The following is a 22,817-nucleotide window of genomic DNA, read 5'->3' as shown; positions in this document are numbered from 1 at the left end:
ACCGTTCGTATGAAAAAGTTGCGGTACACCCCTACCTTTAGTGCATTTTGTCGATAATATCGTGTTGTTGGTATGTGAAATAGCCTCGCAAGCTTATTTGCTTGTAAATTAGCTATATGAAAAACTGGCTCGAACTAAAAATTGGTACCTGGCCGCTTAAAAGGGTTGCATTGCACCTGGCTTTTTGGGCAGTTGTATACTTTATGTATACGGGTATTTACGCCATACAGCTTACTTACACCACATCGTTACGTAACAATCTGTTTTATGTGCCGGTACATATGTTTTACTACTACACACTGGCATATTGGTTATTGCCCAAGTATTTATTTAATGGGCAATATGTAAAGTTTGAAATATATCTTTTAGTACTCATGTTAGTGTCAACCGTTATGAGCAGGTTGGTTGGTATTTATATAGCCAACCCATACATACTACAACGTGAGCATCCTACCGACTGGAGCTTTATTGAAGAGCAAAGATGGCCTTTGCATAAACAACTGTTCAACCTTTTAACCTTTGTAAACGCCTGGAAAGCCATAAACATGGTGGTTTGGTTTGCGCTTGTGCTTAAAATGGTTAAACTATGGGCCGAACGCAAGCAAGCCGCACTGCAGGCGGAATTAAGCGCACTTAAGGCACAGGTACATCCGCATTTTTTGTTTAATACGCTGAATAATTTGTATGCCCTAACGTTATCCAACTCTCCTAAATCGCCGGAGGTGGTGCTTGGCCTGTCAGATATTTTACGCTATATGCTTTACGAATGCAATACCGAAAATGCCTCACTCAAACAGGAGATACTCGTATTGCAGCAATACATCAGCCTTGAAAAGCTGCGTTATGAAGACCGCTTGGATTTAACCTTTAATATTGAAGGTGATTTGGATGATAAATATATAGCGCCGCTTATAATGTTGCCGTTTATTGAAAATGCTTTTAAACACGGAACAAGTGAAACCCAGGGACAGGTATGGATTAATATTAATTTGTTAGTAAGCGGTAACGTTTTAAAATTTAAGGTGTCTAATAGTAAACCTGATGACCTGCCGGCCGATGCCGGCAAACATCATGGACATATTGGATTACAAAATGTGCAAAAAAGGCTCGATTTGCTTTACCCGTCGGCTTATCAGCTCAAAATATTTGATGACGATGAAGCTTACCTGGTTGTATTGCAAATTGAATTAAAACAACTAAACCAAACCAAACCGCAATTATTAACCCATGAAGATACGCACGCTTATAGTTGACGATGAACCCCACGCTATAGAAATTATTGACAAGTACCTGTCAAACTTTGGAGATGTGGAGGTAACCGGCCGCTGCAGCGATGCTATGCAGGCTTTCAAGATGCTGCAACAAAAGCATGTTGACCTGATGTTTCTGGATATCAAAATGCCTGGAATAAACGGCACTGATTTATTGCGCAGTATAAAAAACCCGCCAAAAGTAATTTTTACTACGGCTTACAGCGAGTATGCTTTAGAAGGTTTTGAACTCAATGCGGTTGATTACCTGTTAAAACCTATCCCCTTTGAGCGCTTTTTGAGGGCTATGGATAAAGTATACCAATTAAATGATAGCAAATCGGGCGTTCATCTGGCTCATGAAAACCTCGCCGTTAATACCGATGCTTATTTGTATATTAAGGTTGACCGTAAAACCATCAAACTTAACATAAATGATATTTTGTGGATTGAAAGTTTACGCGATTACGTAAAAGTAGTAACCGACAGCGAGGTTTATATAAGCAAGCAAAAGATTAGCTTTTTAGAAGAAATGCTGCCCGAACGCCGCTTTGTGCGTATACATCGCTCTTTTATTGTTTCTCTCAATAAAATAGGGTCATTTTACTCAGGGGCCATTGAAATAAACGGCCACCAATTACCTATTGGCCGCAATTACAAGCAAGATTTACAAAAGAAGCTCCGGATGGAGAACATGCATTTTAATTAAAGCTTGTTACTTCGGCAGCTGTACAATTAACTCCGGCTTATCATATGCTTTTGTACTATTAAGCAGGCGTTTTACTTTACGCTGCCAAATTGCCTGCTGCTTTTCGTCAAGGCTATGCTTAGTTTGTATATCATACTCGCGTTGCATAACCTGTAAACCGGCAATAACGTCCTGGTATATCAAATCCATAAGTTGGGGTAGCGTAGCAGGCGTATACCTGGCACGCACCACCTTTTTAAAATACATGCGCTTAAAGTATTCGGTGATATCGAAATGAAGCTGCTCATGAGCCAAAAGCCTTTCCGAAGCCTCTCCCTTTCTCCATGAAACGCACGGGTAAAAGTAGGTAACCATTGAAGTATATAACCTGTAATCTTTGGCCGACCATGTTCTTATAAACCCTGAGTTAGTATAAGCTGCAACTATTGAATTGGTATCGGGCCGCGCCTTATAATCGGTCCAAACAAGTGGCCTGTTTGGCCGCCATACTATGCTATCGCATCGATTAACCTGCGCATAAGCCTGTATGCAAAATAAAAGTGCTATGCTAAAAAAAAAGTATTTCATAAAGTTAGATGCATTAACAACTAAACAAGCGTTTGGTGTAGGCAATGGTAGTTTTTTTAAATAAAAAAAGTCCGCATTAATAATGCGGACTCATGTTTATCAAAAAGCTTTCTATAAGGCCCCAGCCTTAATTTCATCAACCACACCCGGATCTAACAGCGTGCTGGTGTCGCCCAAATTGCTTACATCACCTTCGGCAATTTTGCGAAGAATGCGGCGCATAATTTTGCCAGAGCGGGTTTTAGGCAAACCACTTACAAACTGAATTTTATCTGGTTTGGCTATTGGCCCTATAATGCGGCTCACCGTCATGAGTATATCCTTGCGGGTTAAATCCTCATTATCATGCTTATCAGGCGATATTACAAACGCATACACGCCCTGGCCTTTAATATCATGCGGATAACCTACTACGGCAGATTCTACCACGCTGGAGTGCATATTAATAGCGTTCTCTACCTCGGCAGTGCCAATACGATGGCCCGATACATTCAATACATCATCTACCCTACCGGTTATACGGTAATAGCCATCAGCATCGCGCAGGCAACCATCACCGGTAAAGTACATATCACCATAGGTAGAAAAATATGTTTGACGGCAGCGCTCATGGTCGCCATAAGTGGTGCGCAGCATACCAGGCCATGGAAACTTGATACACAGGTTTCCGCTTACGTCATTACCTTCTATCTCTTTTCCGTTTTCATCAACCAAAACAGGCTGAACTCCCGGCAGCGGCAAACTTGCATAACCCGGCTTTAGTGGCGTTACGCCGGCAATAGGCGAAATCATAAATCCGCCGTTTTCTGTTTGCCACCAGGTATCAACTATAGGACAATTTCCTTTACCAACGTTCTCATCAAACCAGTGCCAGGCCTCTTCATTAATAGGCTCACCTACCGATCCTAATTTGGTTAACGAACTTAAATCGTGCGATTTTACCAAATCGGTACCAAAGCTCATGAGTGACCGTATGGCCGTTGGCGCTGTGTAAAGAATGTTTACTTTGAACTTATCTACAATATCCCAAAAACGGCCTGCATCCGGCCAGGTTGGCACACCTTCAAACATTACAGCGGTTGCACCCTGCGATAACGGACCATACACAATGTACGAGTGGCCGGTTATCCAGCCAATATCAGCAGTACAAAAATATACCTCCCCTTTGTTGTACTGAAAAGCAGTGTCAAAGGTAAAACCTGTATAAACCATGTAGCCGCCGCAGGTATGCACTACGCCTTTAGGTTTGCCGGTTGAACCCGAAGTATACAGGATGAAAAGCATGTCCTCAGCATCCATTTCTTGGGCTGGGCAATCGGGGTTACCCTGAGTTTCTACTTTTTTAATTTCGTCTTCCCACCACACATCGCGGCCTTTAATCATACTCACAGGAGTGCGGCTGCGGGTAAGCACAATTACCCTTTTAACTGATGGGCACTGCACCAGGGCATCATCAATTACTGACTTAAGGGGCAGATCTTTAGGTCCGCGGAAACCACCATCGGCTGTAATAACAACTTTGCATTCAGCATCCTGTATACGATCAGCAATTGATTGAGCCGAAAACCCACCGAAAATAACCGAGTGCACTGCGCCGATACGGGCACAAGCTAATACAGCTATTGCCAGCTCGGGTATCATTGGCATATAAATACATATACGGTCGCCTTTTTGAACGCCGTTGTTTTTTAATGCATTTGCAAACTGGCAAACTTTTTCGTGCAGTTGTTTATAGGTTAATACGCGGTGATCTTCGGTTGGGTCATTAGGTTCCCAAATAATGGCCGGTGTATCACCGTCTTTCTCGAGGTGGCGGTCAAGGCAGTTTTCAGTAATGTTAAGTTTACCACCCTGAAACCATTTAATATCAGGCTCTTTAAAATTCCATTCCAATACCTTATCCCATTTTTTACGCCATTGGAAAGTTTCGGCTACACCTTCCCAAAATTGCTCGGGTTGGCTAACGCTTTGTTGGTATACCTGCTTGTAATGCTCAAACGAAGATATTTTCATGCTATAGATTATAATGGTTGGTACGCGCAAGATAGTAATTTACACTGTTGCCTCAGCAAACGCCCGTTGTTTAAAAATACTTTTAGTTAACTTTGTGCAACCGTGAAATGATTTGAGTACATGCACAAGAACAATACAGAACTATTTGAAAAATTTTTCTTAGGCACTATTGAATTATTCACTTAATTTCCTGATATTTGCACACTCTTTTAGAAAAAGACACATTAAAAAGTTTTGTCATGTCAAGAATTTGTGATTTAACAGGAAAAAGCCCACTGAATGGCCATAACGTTTCTAACTCAAACGTTAAGACTAACCGTAAGTTTTATCCTAACCTGAAGATCAAGAAGTTTTATATCCCTGAAGAAGATAAATGGATTACTTTAAAAGTTTCTACTTCTGCAGTAAAAACCATCAGCAAAAACGGTATCACCGCTTGCTTGAATAAGTTTGTTAAAAAAGGATACATATAGTAGATAATTATTGGTTTGACCGGGTTTTAAGTTGATTGAGTTGTTCGCTTTATTGGCTTTATAACTCACACACCATAATTCAGTTACCAACAATATAATAAGCAACAAAATGGCTAAAAAAGGCAATAGAGTTCAGGTAATTCTGGAGTGCACTGAGCACAAAGAAAGCGGTATGCCAGGCATGTCTCGCTACATTACCACCAAAAATAAAAAGAACACTACTGAGCGTTTAGAGTTAAAGAAATTTAACCCTGTACTACGTAAAGTAACAACTCACAAAGAAATTAAGTAATAACTTCTGGTTGCGGGAGGCCGGTTTTAAGTTGCGTGTATTTACATCCAGCTGGTAACTGACAACTCACAACTCGTAACTCAAAAAGATATGGCAAAGAAAGTAGTTGCAACCCTGAAAACCGGTAAAGGTAAAGAGTACTCTAAAGTAATTACCATGGTTAAATCAACCAAAACCGGTGCTTATTCATTCAAAGAAGCTATCGTACATAACGACCACGTTAAAGATGCGATTGAACAAGCTAAAGCATAAGTTTTAGCACTTAGTTGATACACTAAAGCCGTCTTGTTTTGCAAGAGGGCTTTTTTTGTTGATTTAAAAACAGAATCACGGGCATCGAATAAGGAGTAAAGACCCTCAAACTATTGTAATGTTTGTCTTTACTGTATACTCTTGATTCCTGACTCTCTTCATAAGTTGGTATATTTGCACATCAGCACATCTTTAATCAGCACATTATAAATGGGATTATTTGATTTTTTTAAGAAGAAAGAAAGCACGCCTCAGGAACAAGAGGCACTTGATACCGGTTTGGAGAAAACTAAAGACAGCTTTTTTTCAAAAATAACCAAGGTTATTGCCGGTAAATCAACCGTTGATGATGATGTGCTGGATGACCTGGAAGAAGTGCTGGTAACATCAGATGTTGGGGTTACCACTACGCTCAAAATTATTGAGCGTATACAAGCCCGCGTAGCACGCGACAAGTACGTAAGCACCTCCGAGCTGAATACCCTCCTGCGTGATGAGATTCAGACGCTGCTTGCCGAAAACAACAGTAACGATTTTCAAAACTTTGAGTACGGTAACCACAAGCCATATGTAATTATGGTAGTAGGTGTTAACGGTGTAGGTAAAACCACCACCATTGGTAAACTGGCTCATAAACTTAAGCAAGCCGGCAATAAAGTTGTACTTGGCGCTGCTGATACTTTCCGTGCCGCCGCGGTTGACCAGATACAACTTTGGGGCGAACGTGTAGGCGTACGCGTGGTTGCCCAGGCCATGGGGTCTGACCCTGCTTCGGTTGCTTATGATACCCTTCGCTCGGCTGTATCAAACGGTGAGGACGTGGCAATTATTGACACTGCTGGTCGTCTACATAACAAGGTAGGCTTAATGAACGAGCTCACTAAGATTAAGAACGTTATGGAAAAGGTTATTCCGGGTGCCCCGCATGAGATATTGTTGGTACTGGATGCCTCAACCGGCCAAAACGCCATTGAACAATGTAAACAGTTTACTGAAGCCACCAATGTAAATGCACTTGCCCTTACCAAGCTTGATGGCACTGCAAAGGGTGGCGTAGTAATCGGTATATCTGATCAATTCAAAATACCAGTTAAATATATTGGTGTAGGCGAAAGCATGAATGATTTGCAGTTGTTTGACCGCAAGGGATTTGTGAATAGCTTATTTAATAAATAAATGCCTCACCCAGGCCCTCCCCTTTAAGGGATGGCTTCAAAATAAAATGACAAGTCTTAAAGTCTTCTCTACCGAGTGAGATTTAGAAGGGGCTTGAGAACGATAAGCGTAGATAGATGAATACCAAGACTATAAAAAAGCCGATACTAACTGCTAAACCCCGTGTTAATGTGGTTACTTTGGGCTGCTCAAAAAACATATACGATTCGGAAGTGCTGATGGGTCAGCTTAAGGGCAACATGTTTGATGTGGTGCACGAGGCCGAAAACGTATCGAGTAATGATATTGTAGTAATTAATACCTGCGGATTTATTGATAACGCTAAACAGGAATCAATTGACACCATACTACAATACAGCGAGCTTAAAGAGCAGGGAAAGGTTGGGAAAGTAATTGTAACCGGATGTTTATCAGAACGCTATAAGCCCGAATTAGAAGCAGAAATTACCAACGTAGATGCTTTTTTTGGCACAAATGATTTGCAAAACATATTGCAAAGTGTTGGTGCAAACTATAAATACGAGTTATTGGGCGAGCGTATGCTCACTACCCCATCGCACTTTGCTTATTTTAAAATTGCAGAGGGCTGTAACCGTCCGTGTTCATTTTGTGCTATCCCGTTGATGCGTGGCAAACATTTGAGTACGCCGATGGAAGACCTTGTTAACCAGGCTAAAAGTTTGGCAAAGCAAGGCACCAAAGAGCTAATCCTCATTGCTCAGGACTTGACCTATTACGGCCTTGATTTGTACGGAAAACGCAATTTGGATGAGTTACTGCGCAGGTTGAGCGATGTGGATGGGATTGAGTGGATTCGTTTACAGTATGCTTACCCATCGGGCTTCCCAATGGAAATTTTGGATGCCATGAACGAGCGTAGCAACATCTGCAAATACCTGGATATGCCGTTGCAGCACATCAGCGATAACATGCTGAAATCAATGCGTCGTGGTATTACCAAGCAAAAAACCATTGACCTGGTCAATCAAATACGTGATAAGGTGCCACACATAGCCCTGCGTACTACTTTGATTACCGGTTACCCTGGCGAGACCTTGCAGGATTTTGAGGAAATGTACGATTGGGTTGAAGAAACCCGTTTTGATCGTTTGGGATGCTTCACTTACTCGCACGAAGAGAAAACTCATGCGCATACCCTGATAGATGACGTGCCTGAGGAAACCAAACAAGAGCGTGTTGATGCTATAATGGAACTGCAACAGGGCATTTCGTACGAAAAGAATCAGGAAAAGATTGGTAACACTTACAAAGTACTTATTGATAAAATTGACGGAGGCTATTTGACCGGGCGTACCGAATATGATTCGCCGGAGGTTGATAACGAAGTTTTAATTGATGCTACACAACAATATGCAACCGTTGGTAGTTTTGTAAACGTAAAGATTGACAGTGCCGAGGACTTTGATCTTTATGGACAAATTGTAAAATAAAATCAGCATATGGGAGCATTTTCAATAATGCTTCTACATTTGACGCTATGGACGCTACCTGTATTGATTATCATGAAACCGGATTTTTCTCCAAAACAGTAACCGACTATTTGGAGGACGTACCCGAGCTTAAATCATTTTACAGTTATCGTCCTGATTTAAAAGGCTTTCATGAACTGCTTGAACATAAGCGGGTTCATGCCAAACGCACTTTGCTTGCTGAGGTTTTAACCGAGCAGTACAGCAAACCAAGTGCTCCGGAAATGCCTTTTTTGCCTTTTGTGCAAGGCAATATTGATCTGCTTAAACTAGACAACACTTTTACCGTAACCACAGGCCACCAGTTAAATGTGTTTACTGGTCCGTTGTATTTTTTATACAAGATAGTAACCGCCATTAAACTGTCGAGGCAGTTAAAAGATGCGTTTCCCGACAAAAATTTTGTTCCGGTTTACTGGATGGCATCTGAAGACCATGATTTTGCCGAAATAAATTATACCAATATAGGAGGCAAAAAAATTCAGTGGAACGAGGAAGTTAGCGGTGCTACCGGCCGATTAAGTATTGAAACTTTCCGCAACTGCCTTATACAATATAAAGGCATTTTGGGTCTGGAAGGTCATGCCGAAGAACTTGCACAAATTGTTGAAACCGCCTACGGTCAACACCAAACCCTTGCTGATGCCATGCGATATTTGGTTAACGCTTTGTTTGGCCAGTACGGCCTGGTAGTTATTGATGCCGATGACAGCCGTTTAAAAAAGCACTTTTCAGGTATTATTAAGCAAGACATAATTGAGCAAAACAGCTTTAAACACATTACTAAAAGTAATGCCTCCTTACAATCATTAGGCGTACACACACAGGTAAATCCACGAGAAATCAATTTCTTTTACTTGCAAGATAACCTGCGCGAGCGCATTGTGCAAGAGGGCGAAGAGTTTCATGTGCTCAATACTGAAATTCGTTTCAACAAGGAGCAGTTAGAACAGGAGATAGATACTCATCCAGAGCGTTTTAGTCCTAACGTGGTGATGCGCCCGATTTACCAGGAATATATTTTACCTAATCTTGCCTACATAGGTGGTGGTGCCGAAATTGTTTACTGGCTACAACTTAAAGCTAATTTTGACCACTATGGTGTATCCTTCCCTATTTTGATGCTTCGTAATTCGGGGCTTGTTATCCGTAAGGAAACCACGGCCAAAATCAATAAAATGCAATTGAAAGCAGTGCAGCTGTTTAACGATGCTGACAGCATAAAAAACGACTGGGTTAAGAAAAACACACAGCACGACTTATCGCTTAAAGAAGAGTGGCGCGAGTTGCAATGTATTTTTGAAAAGATGAAACTGCGCGCTCACAAAATCGACCCTACCCTTTCACCTTCAACCAGTGCTGTACAGGCCCGTTTAAAACATGCCATTGATAACCTCGAACGCAAACTGGTAAAGGCCGAAAAACGCAACCACGAAACATCATTGCGCCAGATTGATGCCATTAAAGCCGAAATATTCCCTAAAAACAGCTTACAGGAACGCAGCGAAAACTTTGGACTGTACTACGTAAAATGGGGGCAGGTATTTATAGATGAGTTGATCCGCAACTTTGAACCGTTAAACTTTAAGTTTACGGTACTGGCGGAGTAAGGCTAAAAATTACATCACTTTCAAACAATGCTCTCATATTTTCTGATATGATACTGCTTGCCCATTTACATTTCAAACTTAATCCACCCCTCCCCTTCATTACCAAAAATGAATTGCTTGGGTTGAATGATCTCGGCCAGCATTTCAATTGAATCAACTAAACCGGCATCCGTATGGTAAAAATACGCTTCGCCATCAGCAATATACAAGCGCTTGTTTTTAACAGCTTGCAAATCGGCAAAACCGGGTTGTTGTAACAAAGCGCTAACTTGGCGCATGCTTTGTTCTACCGATAAGCCGCGAGCTACTATCATAATAACATCAGGATCAGTCTGCTGAACTTCATCCCAATCAACAACTAATGATGGCATACCTAAAGTTGCCAACACAGGTGTTCCGCCTGCCATTTCAACCAGTTCTGGCAGCAGGTTGCCGGCGACAGTTAACGGGTCAAGCCATTCAAGGCATAACGTAGTAGGTTTCTTATCTATAAACTTTAACTTATGCTCAATAATATCCAGGCGTTCTTGCAGCTCTTCTAATACCAATTCGTCTGTAATGGAAATAAGCGATATAATGTTGTCAGCGGGCATTCAATCTCTATTAAATTATGTGCAAAGAAAGTTTATTTTAGTTTGTAACTCAAAATAAATTGGTCGCTCTAATTTCAAAAAACGGTTTATTTTTGACCTAATGATTTTCCTGACGTTCATCCTCGGATTGGTAGCCAATTTTATAGGTTATATTCCGCCGGGCAATATCAATCTAACCCTTACGCAAATTACCATCAACCGTGGTATGCGCCAGGCATTGCGCTTTATCACAGCATTTTCATGCGTTGAATTCTTTTTTACCTTATTTATTATGCAGGCCGCGCAATGGCTGGCCGGGCAGCCCCGGGTAGGGACAATCATTGACTGGGTAATGATTTTTTTGTTCAGCATAATGGGTACCATTACCTGGCTCAACCGTAACAAACCACCCAAACCTAAGTATTCCGACCGTGAAAGCATTCGTTACGGCATTATTATGGGATTTATTAACCCTATGCAAGTACCGTTTTGGATGATAGCTGGCACATATCTGCTTGCCCATGAATGGATTTTACCCGGTTTGTTTGCTCTATGCATATTCAGCCTGGGCTCGGCTTGCGGTTCGTTTTTGTGCCTGTATGCTTATGCGCATTTCGCCAAATATATTCAAAGCAAATTTGCGCTAAGCACACAAATTATTAATAAAAGTATTGCGGCCCTATTTTTTGTGCTTGCACTTTATCATATAGGTAAACAGGTTTACCTTATATTTTTTAAGGTACATTAATTAGCAACACCCGTTTAATTTTTTTCTCCATTATATTTGCCTTATGGTCATCGAACAATTATACGAGCTTTATAAACAGCACCCTGTTATCAGTACTGATACACGCAGGATTGTGCCAGGCAGTTTGTTTTTTGCTTTAAAGGGAGATAAGTTTGATGCCAATACCTTTGCTGCAAAAGCAATTGAAACCGGCGCCGCCTATGCTGTTATTGATAACGCTGCTTACCGCGTATCTGAACAGTTCATCTTGGTTGGAGATGTTTTAACCGCGCTGCAGGATTTAGCCCGTTACCACCGCAAGCAATTGCAAATACCTGTAATTGGGCTTACAGGCACTAACGGTAAAACTACCACTAAGGAGCTTATTAACGCTGTACTGTCACAACAATTTAAAACGCTGGCTACGCAAGGCAATTTAAATAACCATATTGGCGTTCCGCTTACCATTTTGAGCATTAACAACAATCATCAAATGGCAGTTATTGAAATGGGCGCTAATCATCAAAAAGAAATTGGCTTCTTGTGTACCATAGCCCAGCCTACGCACGGTTTGATTACTAACGTTGGCAAAGCCCACCTTGAAGGTTTTGGCGGTGTTGAAGGTGTTAAAATAGGCAAAGGCGAATTGTATGATTACCTCAAAGCCACCAATGGTGTTGCTTTTGTAAACAGTAGCAGTACCGATTTAATGCAAATGCAGCAATCACGCGAGCTTGAAAATGTGGTTTACTATGGGCAATCGGCAACTGCGGCAGTGCACGGTAACCTTACCGGCAATGCGCCATACCTTAAGTTGCAATGGGCAACCGCCAGCAACTTAACAGAGCATTACATTACCTCTCAACTTACCGGCGAATACAACTTTGATAATATTTTAGCGGCCATTTGCATTGGCAATTACTTTGAGCTATCCGAAACTCAAATTAACGATGGCATCGAAGGTTATCAACCAAAAAATAACCGTTCTCAAATTCTTAATACTGCTACCAATACGCTAATATGTGACTACTACAATGCTAACCCAAGCAGTATGGCCGTTGCAATTGCCAATTTAAACAACCTTGAGGCCGGCAATAAGGTAATGATTTTGGGTGATATGTTTGAAATGGGTGACGAAGCATACGCAGAACATAAAGCCATTGTAAACCTTGCTTTAGCAGTAAATGCAGATAAGCATATTTTTATTGGTAAGGAGTTTTTAAAACACAACGCCGGATCAGGCAACTTTTACGAAACCGCAGATGAAGCTATGCAGGCACTCAAAGCTGATCAAATAACTAACTCAACAGTTTTGCTAAAAGGCTCAAGAGGCATGGCACTTGAACAACTTGTTCAATATTTATAGTGCTTACTCATGTGCCGGCAAACACAACCCCTTATGTTCACCGGCTTTACACTTGAATAATCGGAATAAGCGTACACCTAAGCGCTGCATCCTGTGATAAAGTTTACACGAGTTACCCTGCCAAAATGGTGAGTTAAATACCGTACGCAATCACTCGGTCGAGTGCTACATCTTATTAGAATTTTTTAAGAATTCGCGACACATTTACACGCCTTACTGAACATTTGACAGCTATTTGTACATTATTATATGGTTAATTGCATGAACGCTAAGCGGAATGCTTTTTGATTGTATACAGGTATATAGGAAAGATTATGATGAATTTGAATATGATTTTGGGCTACATTGGTGCTGGCGGATTTAATTCAGGCTGGCTGCTAATGATAGCCATAGCCATAATAAGTTTAATTGTTCAATGGCGTTTTAAAAGCAAGTTTAAGGAGTATGGCGAGATTCCGCTATCGTCGGGTATGTCGGGTGCCGAAGTGGCTGAGCGCATGTTGCGCGATCACGGTATAACCAACGTACAAATTATGTCGGTTGAAGGCCAGCTAACTGACCACTATAATCCTGAAAACCGTACCGTTAACTTAAGTCCTGATGTTTACCACAGCCGTAGTGTGGCAGCGGCAGCCGTAGCAGCACACGAATGCGGGCACGCTGTTCAGCACGCTAAAGCTTACAGTTGGTTAAGGTTACGTTCGGCGCTGGTGCCAATGGTGCAGTTTGCTTCAAACCTTGTACAATGGACCTTAATGATTGGTGTTATGCTGATGATTTTTTCAAACAGTCCTACCGTACTGTTCATAGGTGTTATTGCATTGGGCGTTGTAACCGTATTTAGCTTTATAACTTTGCCGGTAGAGTTTGACGCCAGCAGACGTGCTTTAGCATGGTTAGAAAATAACTACACGGTAATGCAAACCCGCCAGGAACATTCAGAAGCGAAAGATGCGCTTTGGTGGGCAGCCATGACGTATGTGGTTGCAGCACTAAGCTCCCTGGCAACGCTGCTTTACTATCTGCAAATACTCAACAGCCGCAGAGATTAATTAAATAAAACAAATGAAGGCTAACCAAGTGGTTAGCCTTTTTTCGTGTAATAACCAAATCTCCGATTGCGAATGATGTTAAAAGTGGCAAACTGGATGGAACTTTCTTACCCAAAGCGCTACATTCCAGGCAAAATTTTTCACGTTTGTAAAGTTTTGTTAAGCTTAATAATGATAAAAACGGGCCGCTTAAGCTTTACAATCCATTTTGCTTTGTGACCGTAATCTGAAACTATGCCAAACTATATTTAACAAAATCGCAACTAGGATTGTTAAAATATTTTAACCTAAAATTAACCTCGACAGATCAAACTGTAAAGACATTTATTACGTCAAAAGCTATATAACGAATGTTTTTACTAAATTCTCATTATCCTGGCTTGAATGAGTTTGCAACTGCACTTCGGCCCCTTTCAAAAATGGAATATCCTTTAATACAGGAAGTATCATTTTGTATAAGTTTTCACTGCTTTGTGCTTTGAAAAAGAAAACACCACTTTCACCATTTTTACTGAGTTCATAGCCATCGTATTTTCCAGCGTTACGAAATGACACTACCCGCTCTAAAATTTCCTGTGTCTTATCTAATACTTCAAGGTCAGTAGCTTGATAGTTAAACAAAACATTTAGCGCCTGCAAATCGCCGGTGTCTTTCTTGGTGATCTTAGGATCGGAAAAAAATTTAAACTTGATCATAAATAATTAATTAATGTACCAGGAGTTATTTTGGAGCGTTGCCCGGTTCTAACATCAATTGCAAGTTTTGTTCCTGTTAAAATTGTGAACTGCAAATTCAACCATTGCTTAACCATGCACTTTTAAACACTATCCTTTACTTTTGGTTATCAATAAACCAACCCTCTATTATGCGCATCAGTACTTTATTATTAGCCGTAACTTTTAGTTTGCTTATATGCCAAAGCAAAGCACAAGACACTGCAGGTAAAAAACAACAAACTACAGATACTATTAATAACAAGGTTTTAGGTGCGCAACTAAACAGATTACAGCAATTACAGGCCGAGCACGTTGCCGATTCATTAAAGAAAGAAGCTCTTGAAATACAAATAAGTATGCTCAAGTCATCTGATAACACACGCAAGTCGGCCTTACAGCGCGAACTAGTCGAACTTAGAAGTCAGGATTCAGTAAGAGCTGCAAAGCAGAAGCGACAGGTAGACTCGTTACGTAGATTTGTAAAGGGTTATCCAGTTATATTCTTTAAGGATACCTTGTTCACTATCTATAACCGCCAAGGCAGCTTTTCGGCTTCAGACCGTGCCGCTGCAATAATTGACCGCCTGGAAACCATTAGTCATGATCATCTTTTTGCTGCCGACTCACTAAAAATTACTGAGGCAGAACAAACCATTGACTTGCAGTATGGCAAAATGCTTATAATGAGTATTGCCGAAATAGATGCCTTGTGGGCCGAAAAAAAGCGCTCGGTATTGGCTATGCAATATAAAGATGTAATAGCTAAGGCAATCATCAACTACCAAAATGAAACCAGTTGGGACACATTACTTAAAGAAGCCGGACTGGCACTTTTGGTGATAGTTGTTGCCCTGCTTATCATATACTTTCTGCAACGCATATTCAATTGGATACAACAGAAAATAGCTGCGCAAAAAGACCATCTTATAAAAGGGCTGCGTATTAAAAACTATGAGTTGCTAACGGCAGACCGGTCGGTATATGTTTTAAATATTGTTGCAACCTTGGTAAAATGGGTATTTGTAATTATCATCATCTACCTTGCTTTACCTATTTTATTCGGCATTTTCCCCTGGACTAAAGACTACTCGGTGAAGCTGTTAAGCTACTTCACTACTCCCGTAAAAGGAATCCTGGTAGCTATTTGGAATTACATTCCAAACCTCATTACCATCATTGTATTGGTTTTGGTGTTCAGGTATATTATACGTTTTTTACGTTTTATTAAGGATGAAATTGAACGTGGCGTATTGCGCATACCTGGCTTTTATACAGACTGGGCAAACCCTACATTTCAAATTATACGCATACTGGTGCTGGCGTTTATGTTAATTGTTATATTTCCTTATATGCCTGGGTCCGAATCGCCTATATTTAAGGGTGTTTCGGTGTTCGTGGGCGTTCTTTTCACATTCGGTTCGGCAGGTGCTTTGAGCAATGTGGTAGCAGGCCTGGTGTTAACCTATATGCGGGCTTTTAAAATTGGTGATCGTGTGAAAATTGGAGATGCTACAGGAGACATCATTGAAAAATCATTGCTGGTAACAAGAATACGCACCATAAAAAACGAGGTTATTTCCATACCAAATTCAATGGTGATGAATAACCATACCGTGAATTTCACAGTTGAAACGGCAGACAAAGGACTTATCATCTATAAAACCGTTACTGTTGGCTATGATGTGCCCTGGCGCAAGGTGCATGAATTGCTCATAGCGGCAGCAAAAGCCACTCCCATGATTGAGCATGAACCTGAACCTTTTGTTCTACAAACAAATTTTGATGATTTCAGCGTAGCTTACCAGATAAATGGCTACACCAAACACGCAAGCAAACAAGCCCTGATATATTCAGAACTGTATAAAAACCTGCAAGATACATTTAATGAGGCGGGAATTGAATTGTTGTCGCCAACCTACCATGCCGTGAGAGATGGTAATGCAACCACTACGCCGCCTGAATATTTGCCTAAAGACTACGTTCCCCCAGGCTTTAAAATAAACAGGTAAGCGTTTGTGACACCTTAATTCATTTTGAACGGTGCGATGAGGTAAAATTCAGGAATCTGCGCGTCAAAAACGGTATTATCTAACAAACGCAGCATTTGGTACTCGCCTTTCATGCTGCCCATATCAGTTTTAAGGTTACAGCCAGATATATATTCATGCGATTCACCCGGTTCAATTACCGGTTGCAAACCTACAACACCTTCACCCTCAACCTCGCGGTGAGTACCATTTGAATCAAATATGCTCCAATGACGGCGCATAAGCTGAATGGTATAATCGCTTAAATTTTCGATATGAATTTTGTAGGCAAACATGAAATGCTCATTCGCCGGGTTTGAGTATTCGGGTTGATATTGTGTTTCAACCGAAACTTTAACCCCATCTGTAATAATAGTTGTTGCCATATGTTTAAGGTTAAAAAACTTGTAAATCAATAATCACGCCAGTTCGTGAGTGTAACGATTGGTAATTTGTTCAAGTATTTCAAAAAGCTCATCTATATTTTCAGTACTCACCAGCCTGGTTCTGAATTCTTTAAAATTTTCGAGACCTTTAAAATAGTTTGAATAGTGTCTCCGCATTTCAAAAACCCCGGTTTTAGGGCCTTTCCACTCAATTGACTTTTGTAAGTGGGTTTTGCAAACGTCAACACGCTCGGTTATTGTTGGGCCTTCAAGGTGCGTACCCGTTTCAAAAAAGTGCTTCACTTCTCTGAAAATCCAAGGGTAGCCAATAGCTGCACGGCCTATCATCATGCCATCAACTCCGTATTCAAGCCGCCAGTTTGCCGCTTTTTCGGGCGAATCAATGTCACCGTTACCAAAAATAGGAATTTTGATGCGCGGGTTCTTTTTAATATCGCGTATGAGCGACCAATCAGCCACGCCCTTGTACATTTGAGCGCGTGTACGGCCGTGTATAGTTAAAGCCTTAATACCTACATCTTGCAGGCGTTCGGCAACCTCATAAACGTTTTTGGTGTTATCATCCCAACCTAAACGCGTTTTTACCGTAACCGGCAAATGCGTTGCCTCAACAACAGCTTTGGTCATGGCCACCATTTTATCAATATCCTGCAAAAGGCTTGCACCTGCACCACGGCAGGCTACATTTTTTACCGGGCATCCGTAATTAATATCCATCAAATCAGGGCCTGCCTGGGTTGATATTTCGGTAGCTTCGCGCATGCTATTGATATCGCTGCCAAATATTTGAATACCTATAGGCCTTTCATAATCAAATATGTCCAGCTTTTTACGGCTTTTGGCAGCATCGCGTATTAACCCCTCAGATGATATGAATTCAGTATACATCATATCGGCCCCGTTTTGCTTACATACATAACGGAACGGCGGATCGCTCACATCCTCCATTGGTGCCAGCAGCAGCGGGAACTCTCCTAAATCAATATTTCCTATTTGTACAGACATGCCCTATCTTTAACAACTGCAAAAGTACATAATTTGCAACAACTGTATGATCAGCAAAAAACCATATTACGAGCAGGAATTTGGCCCGGCACTTCAATTTGCTGCTTTTATTGGAGTAACTATAGCCTTATTACTGCTGGGCAATGTTATAGCCCTGGCTTATATAGCAGGCAAATATGGCGCAAACAGCCTTATGGAATTTGTGAGCCTAGATTTAACCTCACCCATTGTTACTCAAAACCTGTGGATATTGCAGGTTGCAGGCACCACCATACCCATTTTACTTATACCCATAGTATTTGCAAAACTACTTACACGCCAGCCGTCAAATTATCTTAAAGTATCGGTAAAATTCCCTTCCGTGCTTATGTTAATAGTTTTGGCTACCATGGTGGTAAGTATGCCCTTTATGGAAACACTTATTACCTTCAATCGCAAAATGGTTCTTCCTGAGTTTTTAAAAGGACTGGAAAACGCACTGCGCCGCGCTGAGGATAGCGCACAAAAGGTAACAGCTGTACTACTTAAAATGGATACACTGGCAGACATGTTTAAAGCCCTCATGCTGGTTGCACTTGTAACAGCAATAGCCGAGGAACTGATGTTCAGAGGGTGTTTGCAAACCATTTTTTTACAGTGGACCAATAGCATACACTGGGCAGTTTGGATAACCGCCGCACTATTCAGTGCCTTTCATATGGAGTTTTATGGTTTTCTACCCCGCTTGATGCTCGGTGTTTTGTTTGGCTATTTTACGGTATGGAGCGGTAGTATATGGCCGGCTGTATGGGGCCATTTTTTAAACAATGGAACTGCGGTTGTGCTTACCTACCTATATCAGCACAAAAAAATTGATATAAACCCCGATGCACAGCATGCGTTTAATTACTTTTTACCAGTTTTAAGTGCTGCTTTTACCTTAACTTTGCTGCTGGGCTACCGCAGGGTAGCTAACCGCAAAACAATTGCCGACAGCGTTTAATGGAAAAAAACTGGGTCAAGATTTACTCTTCTTCTAACTACTACCAAGCTGAAATTATAAAGCAAGTGCTGTTGGAACATGAAATTGGCGCTGTATTGCTTAACAGGCAGGCATCATCTCATCAAAATTTTGGCAATATTGAAGTGTACATACACGAAGAGAATTTTAGCCAGGCCATTGAACTGATGGTAATGAACCAAATAACCTTATGAAAACTCGTGCTATAACAGGCTTCTTTTTTGTGATTGTAATGCTGGGCTCCTTTTTTGCAGGAGCGGCAGTATTTTCGGTATTTTACGGCATACTTGCTGTTTTATGTTTACAGGAGTTTTATGGTCTTATAAAACAAAGCGGTTCATCGCCAAACACTGCAACAGGCCTAATTAACGGCGTTTACACCTATGCAGCATTTGCGGCATTATTTCATTGGGATGTATACCCCGAGGCTCAAACTATACATAAGCTGGTATTTTTACTCGTACCCGCTATGATGGCTATATTCATACAGGAGTTGTACCGCAACACCAATAAGCCGTTTGAAAATATTGCCTACACGTTTTTGGGAATTATACTTACGGTGCTTCCCTTTGCATTTTTTCATGCGCTGGGCTTTGTAACTAATAGTGGGTTTAGCAGCCACATACCTATGGGCTTTTTGCTTATGCTGTGGGCTAATGATACTGGTGCTTACCTTGTTGGCAGGCAGTTTGGCCGCACTAAGCTTTTTGAGCGCCATTCCCCTAAAAAAACCTGGGAAGGTTTTATTGGAGGGATTATTATAAGCGCCGTAGCCGGTTACGTTTTAAGTATTTACTTTAAGGAGCTAGCCTGGAGGCAGTGGATATCAGTAGCTATTTTAATAAGCATAGTTGGAACCCTTGGAGATTTGGTTGAATCGATGTTTAAGCGCAGTATTAACGTTAAAGATAGCGGTGGCTTATTGCCGGGCCATGGCGGCTTGCTTGATAGGTTTGACGGCTTATTTATGGCAGCTCCAATTGTATTTGCTTATCTGTATTTTATATTCAATTAAGCACGGCCGCTAACTATTCGCTTTTATTATAAATATTATTGGGCAAACAGACCTATTTACTAATTTTGCTAACTTATATAAAATAGCATCACATCATGACTTTTCATAAAGAAGGATACACTTCCATGGCCCTGTGCATTTTGTTCATTTTTGTATTGAATGCGCTGGTACATTTTTACTACCCCGAAGCAGCGGTGCTTAAATGGTTTATTTATATAATATCGTTTTTACTGTTTGTTATTATTCTACAGTTTTTCCGCAGCCCTAAATTTGCTGTTACCACGCATGATGAGCATGTTATTTGCCCTGCCGATGGTAAAGTAGTGGTAATTGAAGAAGTTGATGAGCCTGAGTTTTTGAAAGATAAACGCATCCAGGTATCTGTATTTATGTCGCCGGTTAACGTGCACGTAAACCGTAATCCTATTGCCGGTGTAGTATCTTACTTTAAATATCACCCGGGTAAATACCTAGTGGCATGGCACCCAAAATCATCAACAGAAAATGAGCGTACCACTATTGCTATTGAAAGCAAAACGGGTGTAACAGTACTGTTCAGGCAAATTGCAGGTGCTTTGGCACGCCGCATTGTATGGTACGTTAAAGAAGGACAACAGGTTGAGCAAGGCGAACAATTTGGCTTTATCAAATTTGGCTCACGCGTAGATATATTTTTACCTCTGGGCACCAAAATTAACGTAAACCTTGGCGATAAGGTTAAAGGCGGCCGTACCGTATTAGCTGAGCTGCAAGCTTAAACATTCAATAATATATAATACCAGAAGCGGTTGGCACTTAAAAGCCAGCCGCTTTTGCTTTATAAGGTATTTTGGTTATTTGCGCCAGTATTGTAGCAAGGCGGCTCCTGCCATCGCATCATCAAATATTCTGGCTATAAAAACTTCAAGATGAGCAAGTCGCCTTTTAAATAACAGCTTTAAGCGGGAATTGGAACAGTTTACTTACAAGGCGTGTAAAAACAAAGCAGCCGTTGAATTTATGGTCCAACGGCTGCTTTAATTTAAAATTGATGAATGAGCTTATTTACCTCTTGCTTCTTGCTCAGCCTGACGAAGAGCACGTGAAGTAGTGATTGATAAAATAGTATCTTCAGGAGTGTTAGTGATAGTTAAGTTTTCAACTTGAATATCGCGAACACGAACTGATTTACCAACTTCTAAACCTTCGATGCTTACTTCAATGGTATCTAAGTGATCTTTAGGTAAAGCTTTAATACGTAATTTACGTAGCTTTTGAACTAATTTACCACCCATTTTAACACCAGGTGAAGTACCGGTTAAACGAATTGGAATTTCGATAGTTACTGGTTTAGCCTCGTCAAGTTGTAAAAAGTCGATGTGCAACGTTTCGCCAGTTAATGGGTGAAACTGCAGATCCTTGATAATAGCCTGAGCTTTAGTACCAGCAATATCTAAATCAATAAACTGAACTTCGTGAGTAAAAATTACACTTTTAATTTCGGCAGCCGAAACAGAAAAGTGAGTTTGAGTTGCGCCACCGTACAATACTGCAGGCACTAATCCCTGGTAACGTAGCTCTTTAGCATCGCGTTTCCCTACGTTCTCTCTAAGAGAACCGCTAATAGCAAATGATTTCATTTTTTTAATTTAAATTGTTTGTTCTATAAAGCTCATAGCCTGTTAACCATGAACCATAGTTCTTTATATTTTAGTTACCGTTTATGGGTTATTACCATAAACAAGCCACTTAAATTAGTCTATTTTAAACAACTGGCTTATTGAACCATGCTCGTTTACGTTAGCAATGGCTTTACCAAATAACTCTGCTGTTGACAATACTTTAATTTTACTGCACTCCTGCTTAAGCGGAATAGTATCAGTAACAATAAGCTCTGTTAAAGCCGAATTTTCAATTGTTTCGTAAGCTTTGCCAGATAACAATGGGTGTGTACACACCGCACGAACACTGTTAGCGCCACGCTCCATAATTAAACCTGCAGCTTTAGCTAAAGTACCGGCGGTATCACAAATGTCATCAATAAGCACTATGTCTTGACCGGTTACATCGCCAATAACACTCATGCTTTCAATTTCATTGGCACGCTTACGGCGCTTATCACAAATTACAACCTCGGCGTTAAAAAACTTGGCGAAGGTACGTGCACGGTAAGAGCCGCCCATATCAGGCGATGCAATAGTAAGGTTAGGCAGGTTTAGGCTTTTTATGTAAGGCACAAAAATGATTGAAGCATCTAAGTGATCTACAGGTATGTCAAAAAAGCCTTGTATCTGCGCCGCGTGCAAATCCATGGTCATTACACGGTTAACACCTGCTGCAGTCAGCAAATTGGCAGCCAGTTTAGCACCAATAGCAACACGTGGTTTATCTTTACGATCCTGACGAGCTAAACCAAAATACGGAATAACAGCTGTTACATAATGTGCCGATGCCCTGCGTGCAGCATCAACCATCATAAGCAATTCCATTAAATTATCAGTTGGAGGATTGGTTGATTGGATGAAAAACACATCGCAACCGCGAACCGACTCATTGATGTACGGCTGAAACTCACCATCGCTAAAGCGCGATAACGTCAAATCGCCTAATTCGCGGCCATAAACCTTGGCAATTTTTTCAGCCAGATCGGTTGTGCCCGAACCTGCAAACAATTTAACCGGATTGAATTGTAAAGGCATTTTATTGTTATTTCGGATTTTATCAGGTTTTTGCCTGATGTTATTATCACAAAATTGAGCCGGGATACTTTGCCCGCCAACAGTATTAATTGTAGCAAAGACAAATAACAACGACTTAAAATGAAAAAAATCGAATTTCGGTATTCCAAAATTCGATTTTCTTCGTGTTGTCCGACCTGGATTCGAACCAAGACAAACGGTACCAAAAACCGTCGTACTACCTTTATACTATCGGACAATCCTCTTTCGAAATTGTTATCCTCTTCCGAAATCGAATGCAAATGTAAGGCGTTTTTTTGAAGGCGCAAATATTTTTTAAAAAAATTTTTCTCAATCGGCTCAGTAGTGCGTTTAAGCTGTTAAAATTATGTTAAAGCACAACTAATTAACCCAAGGTGTGCATAGTTTTCTTAATTTCG

24 protein-coding genes are annotated in these 22,817 nt (G+C 40.9%); 16 read left to right on the top strand and 8 right to left on the bottom strand.

Annotated elements, in window-relative coordinates:
• Window positions 1-116 precede the first annotated feature (116 nt).
• Together QZ407_RS04625 and QZ407_RS04620 are read left to right on the top strand one after the other, a co-directional pair.
• Entirely contained in the window at window positions 117-1,253 is a 1,137-nt protein-coding gene (locus QZ407_RS04625; RefSeq protein WP_295768064.1) for a histidine kinase, read from the top strand.
• Complete coding sequence (locus QZ407_RS04620) at window positions 1,228-1,959, top strand: response regulator transcription factor (protein WP_295768061.1); 732 nt, start codon at window positions 1,228-1,230, stop codon at window positions 1,957-1,959. The genes QZ407_RS04625 and QZ407_RS04620 overlap by 26 nt, the downstream gene beginning before the upstream one ends.
• A gap of 6 nt (window positions 1,960-1,965) precedes the next feature.
• Here QZ407_RS04620 and QZ407_RS04615 read toward each other — a convergent pair whose 3' ends face one another.
• Complete coding sequence (locus tag QZ407_RS04615; protein ID WP_295768059.1) at window positions 1,966-2,526, bottom strand: hypothetical protein; 561 nt, start codon at window positions 2,524-2,526, stop codon at window positions 1,966-1,968.
• 111 nt (window positions 2,527-2,637) lie between these two features.
• Window positions 2,638-4,539 carry an acetate--CoA ligase gene (gene acs, locus QZ407_RS04610; RefSeq protein WP_295768057.1) on the bottom strand — a complete coding sequence of 634 codons (1,902 nt, stop codon included), beginning with the start codon at window positions 4,537-4,539 and terminating at the stop codon, window positions 2,638-2,640.
• A 239-nt stretch (window positions 4,540-4,778) separates the two neighbouring features.
• Between acs and rpmB the strand changes: the two genes are divergently transcribed.
• From rpmB to bshC, 6 genes are all read left to right on the top strand, one after another.
• Window positions 4,779-5,012: a 50S ribosomal protein L28 gene (gene rpmB, locus QZ407_RS04605; protein ID WP_157540162.1), complete on the top strand. Its 234-nt coding sequence runs from the start codon at window positions 4,779-4,781 to the stop codon at window positions 5,010-5,012.
• Between the two features lie 109 nt (window positions 5,013-5,121).
• Window positions 5,122-5,304, top strand: coding sequence for a 50S ribosomal protein L33 (rpmG, locus tag QZ407_RS04600; RefSeq protein WP_157539955.1), 183 nt, complete (start codon window positions 5,122-5,124; stop codon window positions 5,302-5,304).
• 90 nt (window positions 5,305-5,394) lie between these two features.
• Window positions 5,395-5,556 carry a DUF4295 domain-containing protein gene (locus QZ407_RS04595; RefSeq protein ID WP_157539956.1) on the top strand — a complete coding sequence of 54 codons (162 nt, stop codon included), beginning with the start codon at window positions 5,395-5,397 and terminating at the stop codon, window positions 5,554-5,556.
• Between the two features lie 210 nt (window positions 5,557-5,766).
• Window positions 5,767-6,732, top strand: coding sequence for a signal recognition particle-docking protein FtsY (gene ftsY, locus QZ407_RS04590; protein ID WP_157539957.1), 966 nt, complete (start codon window positions 5,767-5,769; stop codon window positions 6,730-6,732).
• Window positions 6,733-6,848: 116 nt separating this feature from the next.
• Window positions 6,849-8,183, top strand: a complete 1,335-nt coding sequence (gene rimO / locus QZ407_RS04585) for a 30S ribosomal protein S12 methylthiotransferase RimO (RefSeq protein ID WP_295768051.1) — start codon at window positions 6,849-6,851, stop codon at window positions 8,181-8,183.
• 47 nt (window positions 8,184-8,230) lie between these two features.
• Window positions 8,231-9,832: a bacillithiol biosynthesis cysteine-adding enzyme BshC gene (gene bshC / locus QZ407_RS04580; RefSeq protein WP_295768049.1), complete on the top strand. Its 1,602-nt coding sequence runs from the start codon at window positions 8,231-8,233 to the stop codon at window positions 9,830-9,832.
• A 65-nt stretch (window positions 9,833-9,897) separates the two neighbouring features.
• On the opposite strand, the gene QZ407_RS04575 is transcribed toward bshC, so the two are convergent.
• Complete coding sequence (locus tag QZ407_RS04575; RefSeq protein WP_295768047.1) at window positions 9,898-10,425, bottom strand: ABC transporter substrate-binding protein; 528 nt, start codon at window positions 10,423-10,425, stop codon at window positions 9,898-9,900.
• Between the two features lie 100 nt (window positions 10,426-10,525).
• Here QZ407_RS04575 and QZ407_RS04570 point away from each other — a divergent pair, with 100 nt between their 5' ends.
• From QZ407_RS04570 to QZ407_RS04560, 3 genes are all read left to right on the top strand, one after another.
• Window positions 10,526-11,152, top strand: coding sequence for a LysE family transporter (locus QZ407_RS04570; protein WP_295768045.1), 627 nt, complete (start codon window positions 10,526-10,528; stop codon window positions 11,150-11,152).
• A 43-nt stretch (window positions 11,153-11,195) separates the two neighbouring features.
• Window positions 11,196-12,497, top strand: coding sequence for a UDP-N-acetylmuramoyl-tripeptide--D-alanyl-D-alanine ligase (murF, locus tag QZ407_RS04565; RefSeq protein ID WP_295768043.1), 1,302 nt, complete (start codon window positions 11,196-11,198; stop codon window positions 12,495-12,497).
• 314 nt (window positions 12,498-12,811) lie between these two features.
• The gene (locus QZ407_RS04560; protein ID WP_295768041.1) at window positions 12,812-13,549 is read left to right on the top strand and encodes a zinc metallopeptidase; all 738 of its coding nucleotides are present in this window, start codon (window positions 12,812-12,814) and stop codon (window positions 13,547-13,549) included.
• Between the two features lie 339 nt (window positions 13,550-13,888).
• Here QZ407_RS04560 and QZ407_RS04555 read toward each other — a convergent pair whose 3' ends face one another.
• Window positions 13,889-14,245 (bottom strand): hypothetical protein, encoded by a 357-nt coding sequence (locus QZ407_RS04555; protein ID WP_295768039.1) that lies wholly within the window; start codon window positions 14,243-14,245, stop codon window positions 13,889-13,891.
• A 170-nt stretch (window positions 14,246-14,415) separates the two neighbouring features.
• On the opposite strand from QZ407_RS04555, the gene QZ407_RS04550 reads away from it, so the two are divergent.
• Window positions 14,416-16,275, top strand: coding sequence for a mechanosensitive ion channel domain-containing protein (locus QZ407_RS04550; protein WP_295768037.1), 1,860 nt, complete (start codon window positions 14,416-14,418; stop codon window positions 16,273-16,275).
• 14 nt (window positions 16,276-16,289) lie between these two features.
• On the opposite strand, the gene apaG is transcribed toward QZ407_RS04550, so the two are convergent.
• Complete coding sequence (apaG, locus tag QZ407_RS04545) at window positions 16,290-16,679, bottom strand: Co2+/Mg2+ efflux protein ApaG (RefSeq protein ID WP_295768035.1); 390 nt, start codon at window positions 16,677-16,679, stop codon at window positions 16,290-16,292.
• Between the two features lie 33 nt (window positions 16,680-16,712).
• Window positions 16,713-17,705, bottom strand: coding sequence for a tRNA dihydrouridine synthase DusB (dusB, locus tag QZ407_RS04540; RefSeq protein WP_295768033.1), 993 nt, complete (start codon window positions 17,703-17,705; stop codon window positions 16,713-16,715).
• A gap of 46 nt (window positions 17,706-17,751) precedes the next feature.
• Here dusB and QZ407_RS04535 point away from each other — a divergent pair, with 46 nt between their 5' ends.
• From QZ407_RS04535 to QZ407_RS04520, 4 genes are all read left to right on the top strand, one after another.
• The gene (locus QZ407_RS04535) at window positions 17,752-18,687 is read left to right on the top strand and encodes a CPBP family intramembrane glutamic endopeptidase (protein WP_295768031.1); all 936 of its coding nucleotides are present in this window, start codon (window positions 17,752-17,754) and stop codon (window positions 18,685-18,687) included.
• Window positions 18,687-18,899: a DUF2007 domain-containing protein gene (locus QZ407_RS04530; RefSeq protein ID WP_157539969.1), complete on the top strand. Its 213-nt coding sequence runs from the start codon at window positions 18,687-18,689 to the stop codon at window positions 18,897-18,899. The genes QZ407_RS04535 and QZ407_RS04530 overlap by 1 nt, the downstream gene beginning before the upstream one ends.
• Window positions 18,896-19,720, top strand: a complete 825-nt coding sequence (locus QZ407_RS04525) for a phosphatidate cytidylyltransferase (RefSeq protein ID WP_295768028.1) — start codon at window positions 18,896-18,898, stop codon at window positions 19,718-19,720. Before QZ407_RS04530 ends, QZ407_RS04525 begins: the two co-directional genes overlap by 4 nt.
• A 95-nt stretch (window positions 19,721-19,815) precedes the next feature.
• Window positions 19,816-20,478, top strand: a complete 663-nt coding sequence (locus QZ407_RS04520) for a phosphatidylserine decarboxylase family protein (RefSeq protein WP_295768026.1) — start codon at window positions 19,816-19,818, stop codon at window positions 20,476-20,478.
• A 282-nt stretch (window positions 20,479-20,760) separates the two neighbouring features.
• On the opposite strand, the gene QZ407_RS04515 is transcribed toward QZ407_RS04520, so the two are convergent.
• Together QZ407_RS04515 and QZ407_RS04510 are read right to left on the bottom strand one after the other, a co-directional pair.
• Window positions 20,761-21,339 carry a 50S ribosomal protein L25/general stress protein Ctc gene (locus QZ407_RS04515; protein ID WP_295768025.1) on the bottom strand — a complete coding sequence of 193 codons (579 nt, stop codon included), beginning with the start codon at window positions 21,337-21,339 and terminating at the stop codon, window positions 20,761-20,763.
• 114 nt (window positions 21,340-21,453) lie between these two features.
• Window positions 21,454-22,398 (bottom strand): ribose-phosphate pyrophosphokinase, encoded by a 945-nt coding sequence (locus tag QZ407_RS04510; RefSeq protein WP_157539973.1) that lies wholly within the window; start codon window positions 22,396-22,398, stop codon window positions 21,454-21,456.
• Window positions 22,399-22,817: the final 419 nt, after the last annotated feature.

This window comes from uncultured Mucilaginibacter sp., assembly GCF_913773635.1.
Lineage (GTDB): Bacteria > Bacteroidota > Bacteroidia > Sphingobacteriales > Sphingobacteriaceae > Mucilaginibacter.
Note: the sequence above shows the minus strand (reverse complement) of the source record. Positions and strands in the feature narration are given on the sequence as shown.

Coding starts and splice junctions, on each gene's coding strand:
- QZ407_RS04535 (WP_295768031.1), top strand. CDS start 17,752: ATGATCAGCAAAAAACCATATTACGAGCAGGAATTTGGCCCGGCACTT.
- QZ407_RS04620 (WP_295768061.1), top strand. CDS start 1,228: ATGAAGATACGCACGCTTATAGTTGACGATGAACCCCACGCTATAGAA.
- QZ407_RS04560 (WP_295768041.1), top strand. CDS start 12,812: ATGATGAATTTGAATATGATTTTGGGCTACATTGGTGCTGGCGGATTT.
- QZ407_RS04625 (WP_295768064.1), top strand. CDS start 117: ATGAAAAACTGGCTCGAACTAAAAATTGGTACCTGGCCGCTTAAAAGG.
- QZ407_RS04525 (WP_295768028.1), top strand. CDS start 18,896: ATGAAAACTCGTGCTATAACAGGCTTCTTTTTTGTGATTGTAATGCTG.
- apaG (WP_295768035.1), bottom strand. CDS start 16,679: ATGGCAACAACTATTATTACAGATGGGGTTAAAGTTTCGGTTGAAACA.
- rpmG (WP_157539955.1), top strand. CDS start 5,122: ATGGCTAAAAAAGGCAATAGAGTTCAGGTAATTCTGGAGTGCACTGAG.
- murF (WP_295768043.1), top strand. CDS start 11,196: ATGGTCATCGAACAATTATACGAGCTTTATAAACAGCACCCTGTTATC.
- QZ407_RS04510 (WP_157539973.1), bottom strand. CDS start 22,398: ATGCCTTTACAATTCAATCCGGTTAAATTGTTTGCAGGTTCGGGCACA.
- QZ407_RS04515 (WP_295768025.1), bottom strand. CDS start 21,339: ATGAAATCATTTGCTATTAGCGGTTCTCTTAGAGAGAACGTAGGGAAA.
- QZ407_RS04575 (WP_295768047.1), bottom strand. CDS start 10,425: ATGCCCGCTGACAACATTATATCGCTTATTTCCATTACAGACGAATTG.
- QZ407_RS04615 (WP_295768059.1), bottom strand. CDS start 2,526: ATGAAATACTTTTTTTTTAGCATAGCACTTTTATTTTGCATACAGGCT.
- bshC (WP_295768049.1), top strand. CDS start 8,231: ATGGACGCTACCTGTATTGATTATCATGAAACCGGATTTTTCTCCAAA.
- QZ407_RS04570 (WP_295768045.1), top strand. CDS start 10,526: ATGATTTTCCTGACGTTCATCCTCGGATTGGTAGCCAATTTTATAGGT.
- acs (WP_295768057.1), bottom strand. CDS start 4,539: ATGAAAATATCTTCGTTTGAGCATTACAAGCAGGTATACCAACAAAGC.
- QZ407_RS04550 (WP_295768037.1), top strand. CDS start 14,416: ATGCGCATCAGTACTTTATTATTAGCCGTAACTTTTAGTTTGCTTATA.
- ftsY (WP_157539957.1), top strand. CDS start 5,767: ATGGGATTATTTGATTTTTTTAAGAAGAAAGAAAGCACGCCTCAGGAA.
- QZ407_RS04555 (WP_295768039.1), bottom strand. CDS start 14,245: ATGATCAAGTTTAAATTTTTTTCCGATCCTAAGATCACCAAGAAAGAC.
- rimO (WP_295768051.1), top strand. CDS start 6,849: ATGAATACCAAGACTATAAAAAAGCCGATACTAACTGCTAAACCCCGT.
- QZ407_RS04530 (WP_157539969.1), top strand. CDS start 18,687: ATGGAAAAAAACTGGGTCAAGATTTACTCTTCTTCTAACTACTACCAA.
- rpmB (WP_157540162.1), top strand. CDS start 4,779: ATGTCAAGAATTTGTGATTTAACAGGAAAAAGCCCACTGAATGGCCAT.
- QZ407_RS04520 (WP_295768026.1), top strand. CDS start 19,816: ATGACTTTTCATAAAGAAGGATACACTTCCATGGCCCTGTGCATTTTG.
- dusB (WP_295768033.1), bottom strand. CDS start 17,705: ATGTCTGTACAAATAGGAAATATTGATTTAGGAGAGTTCCCGCTGCTG.
- QZ407_RS04595 (WP_157539956.1), top strand. CDS start 5,395: ATGGCAAAGAAAGTAGTTGCAACCCTGAAAACCGGTAAAGGTAAAGAG.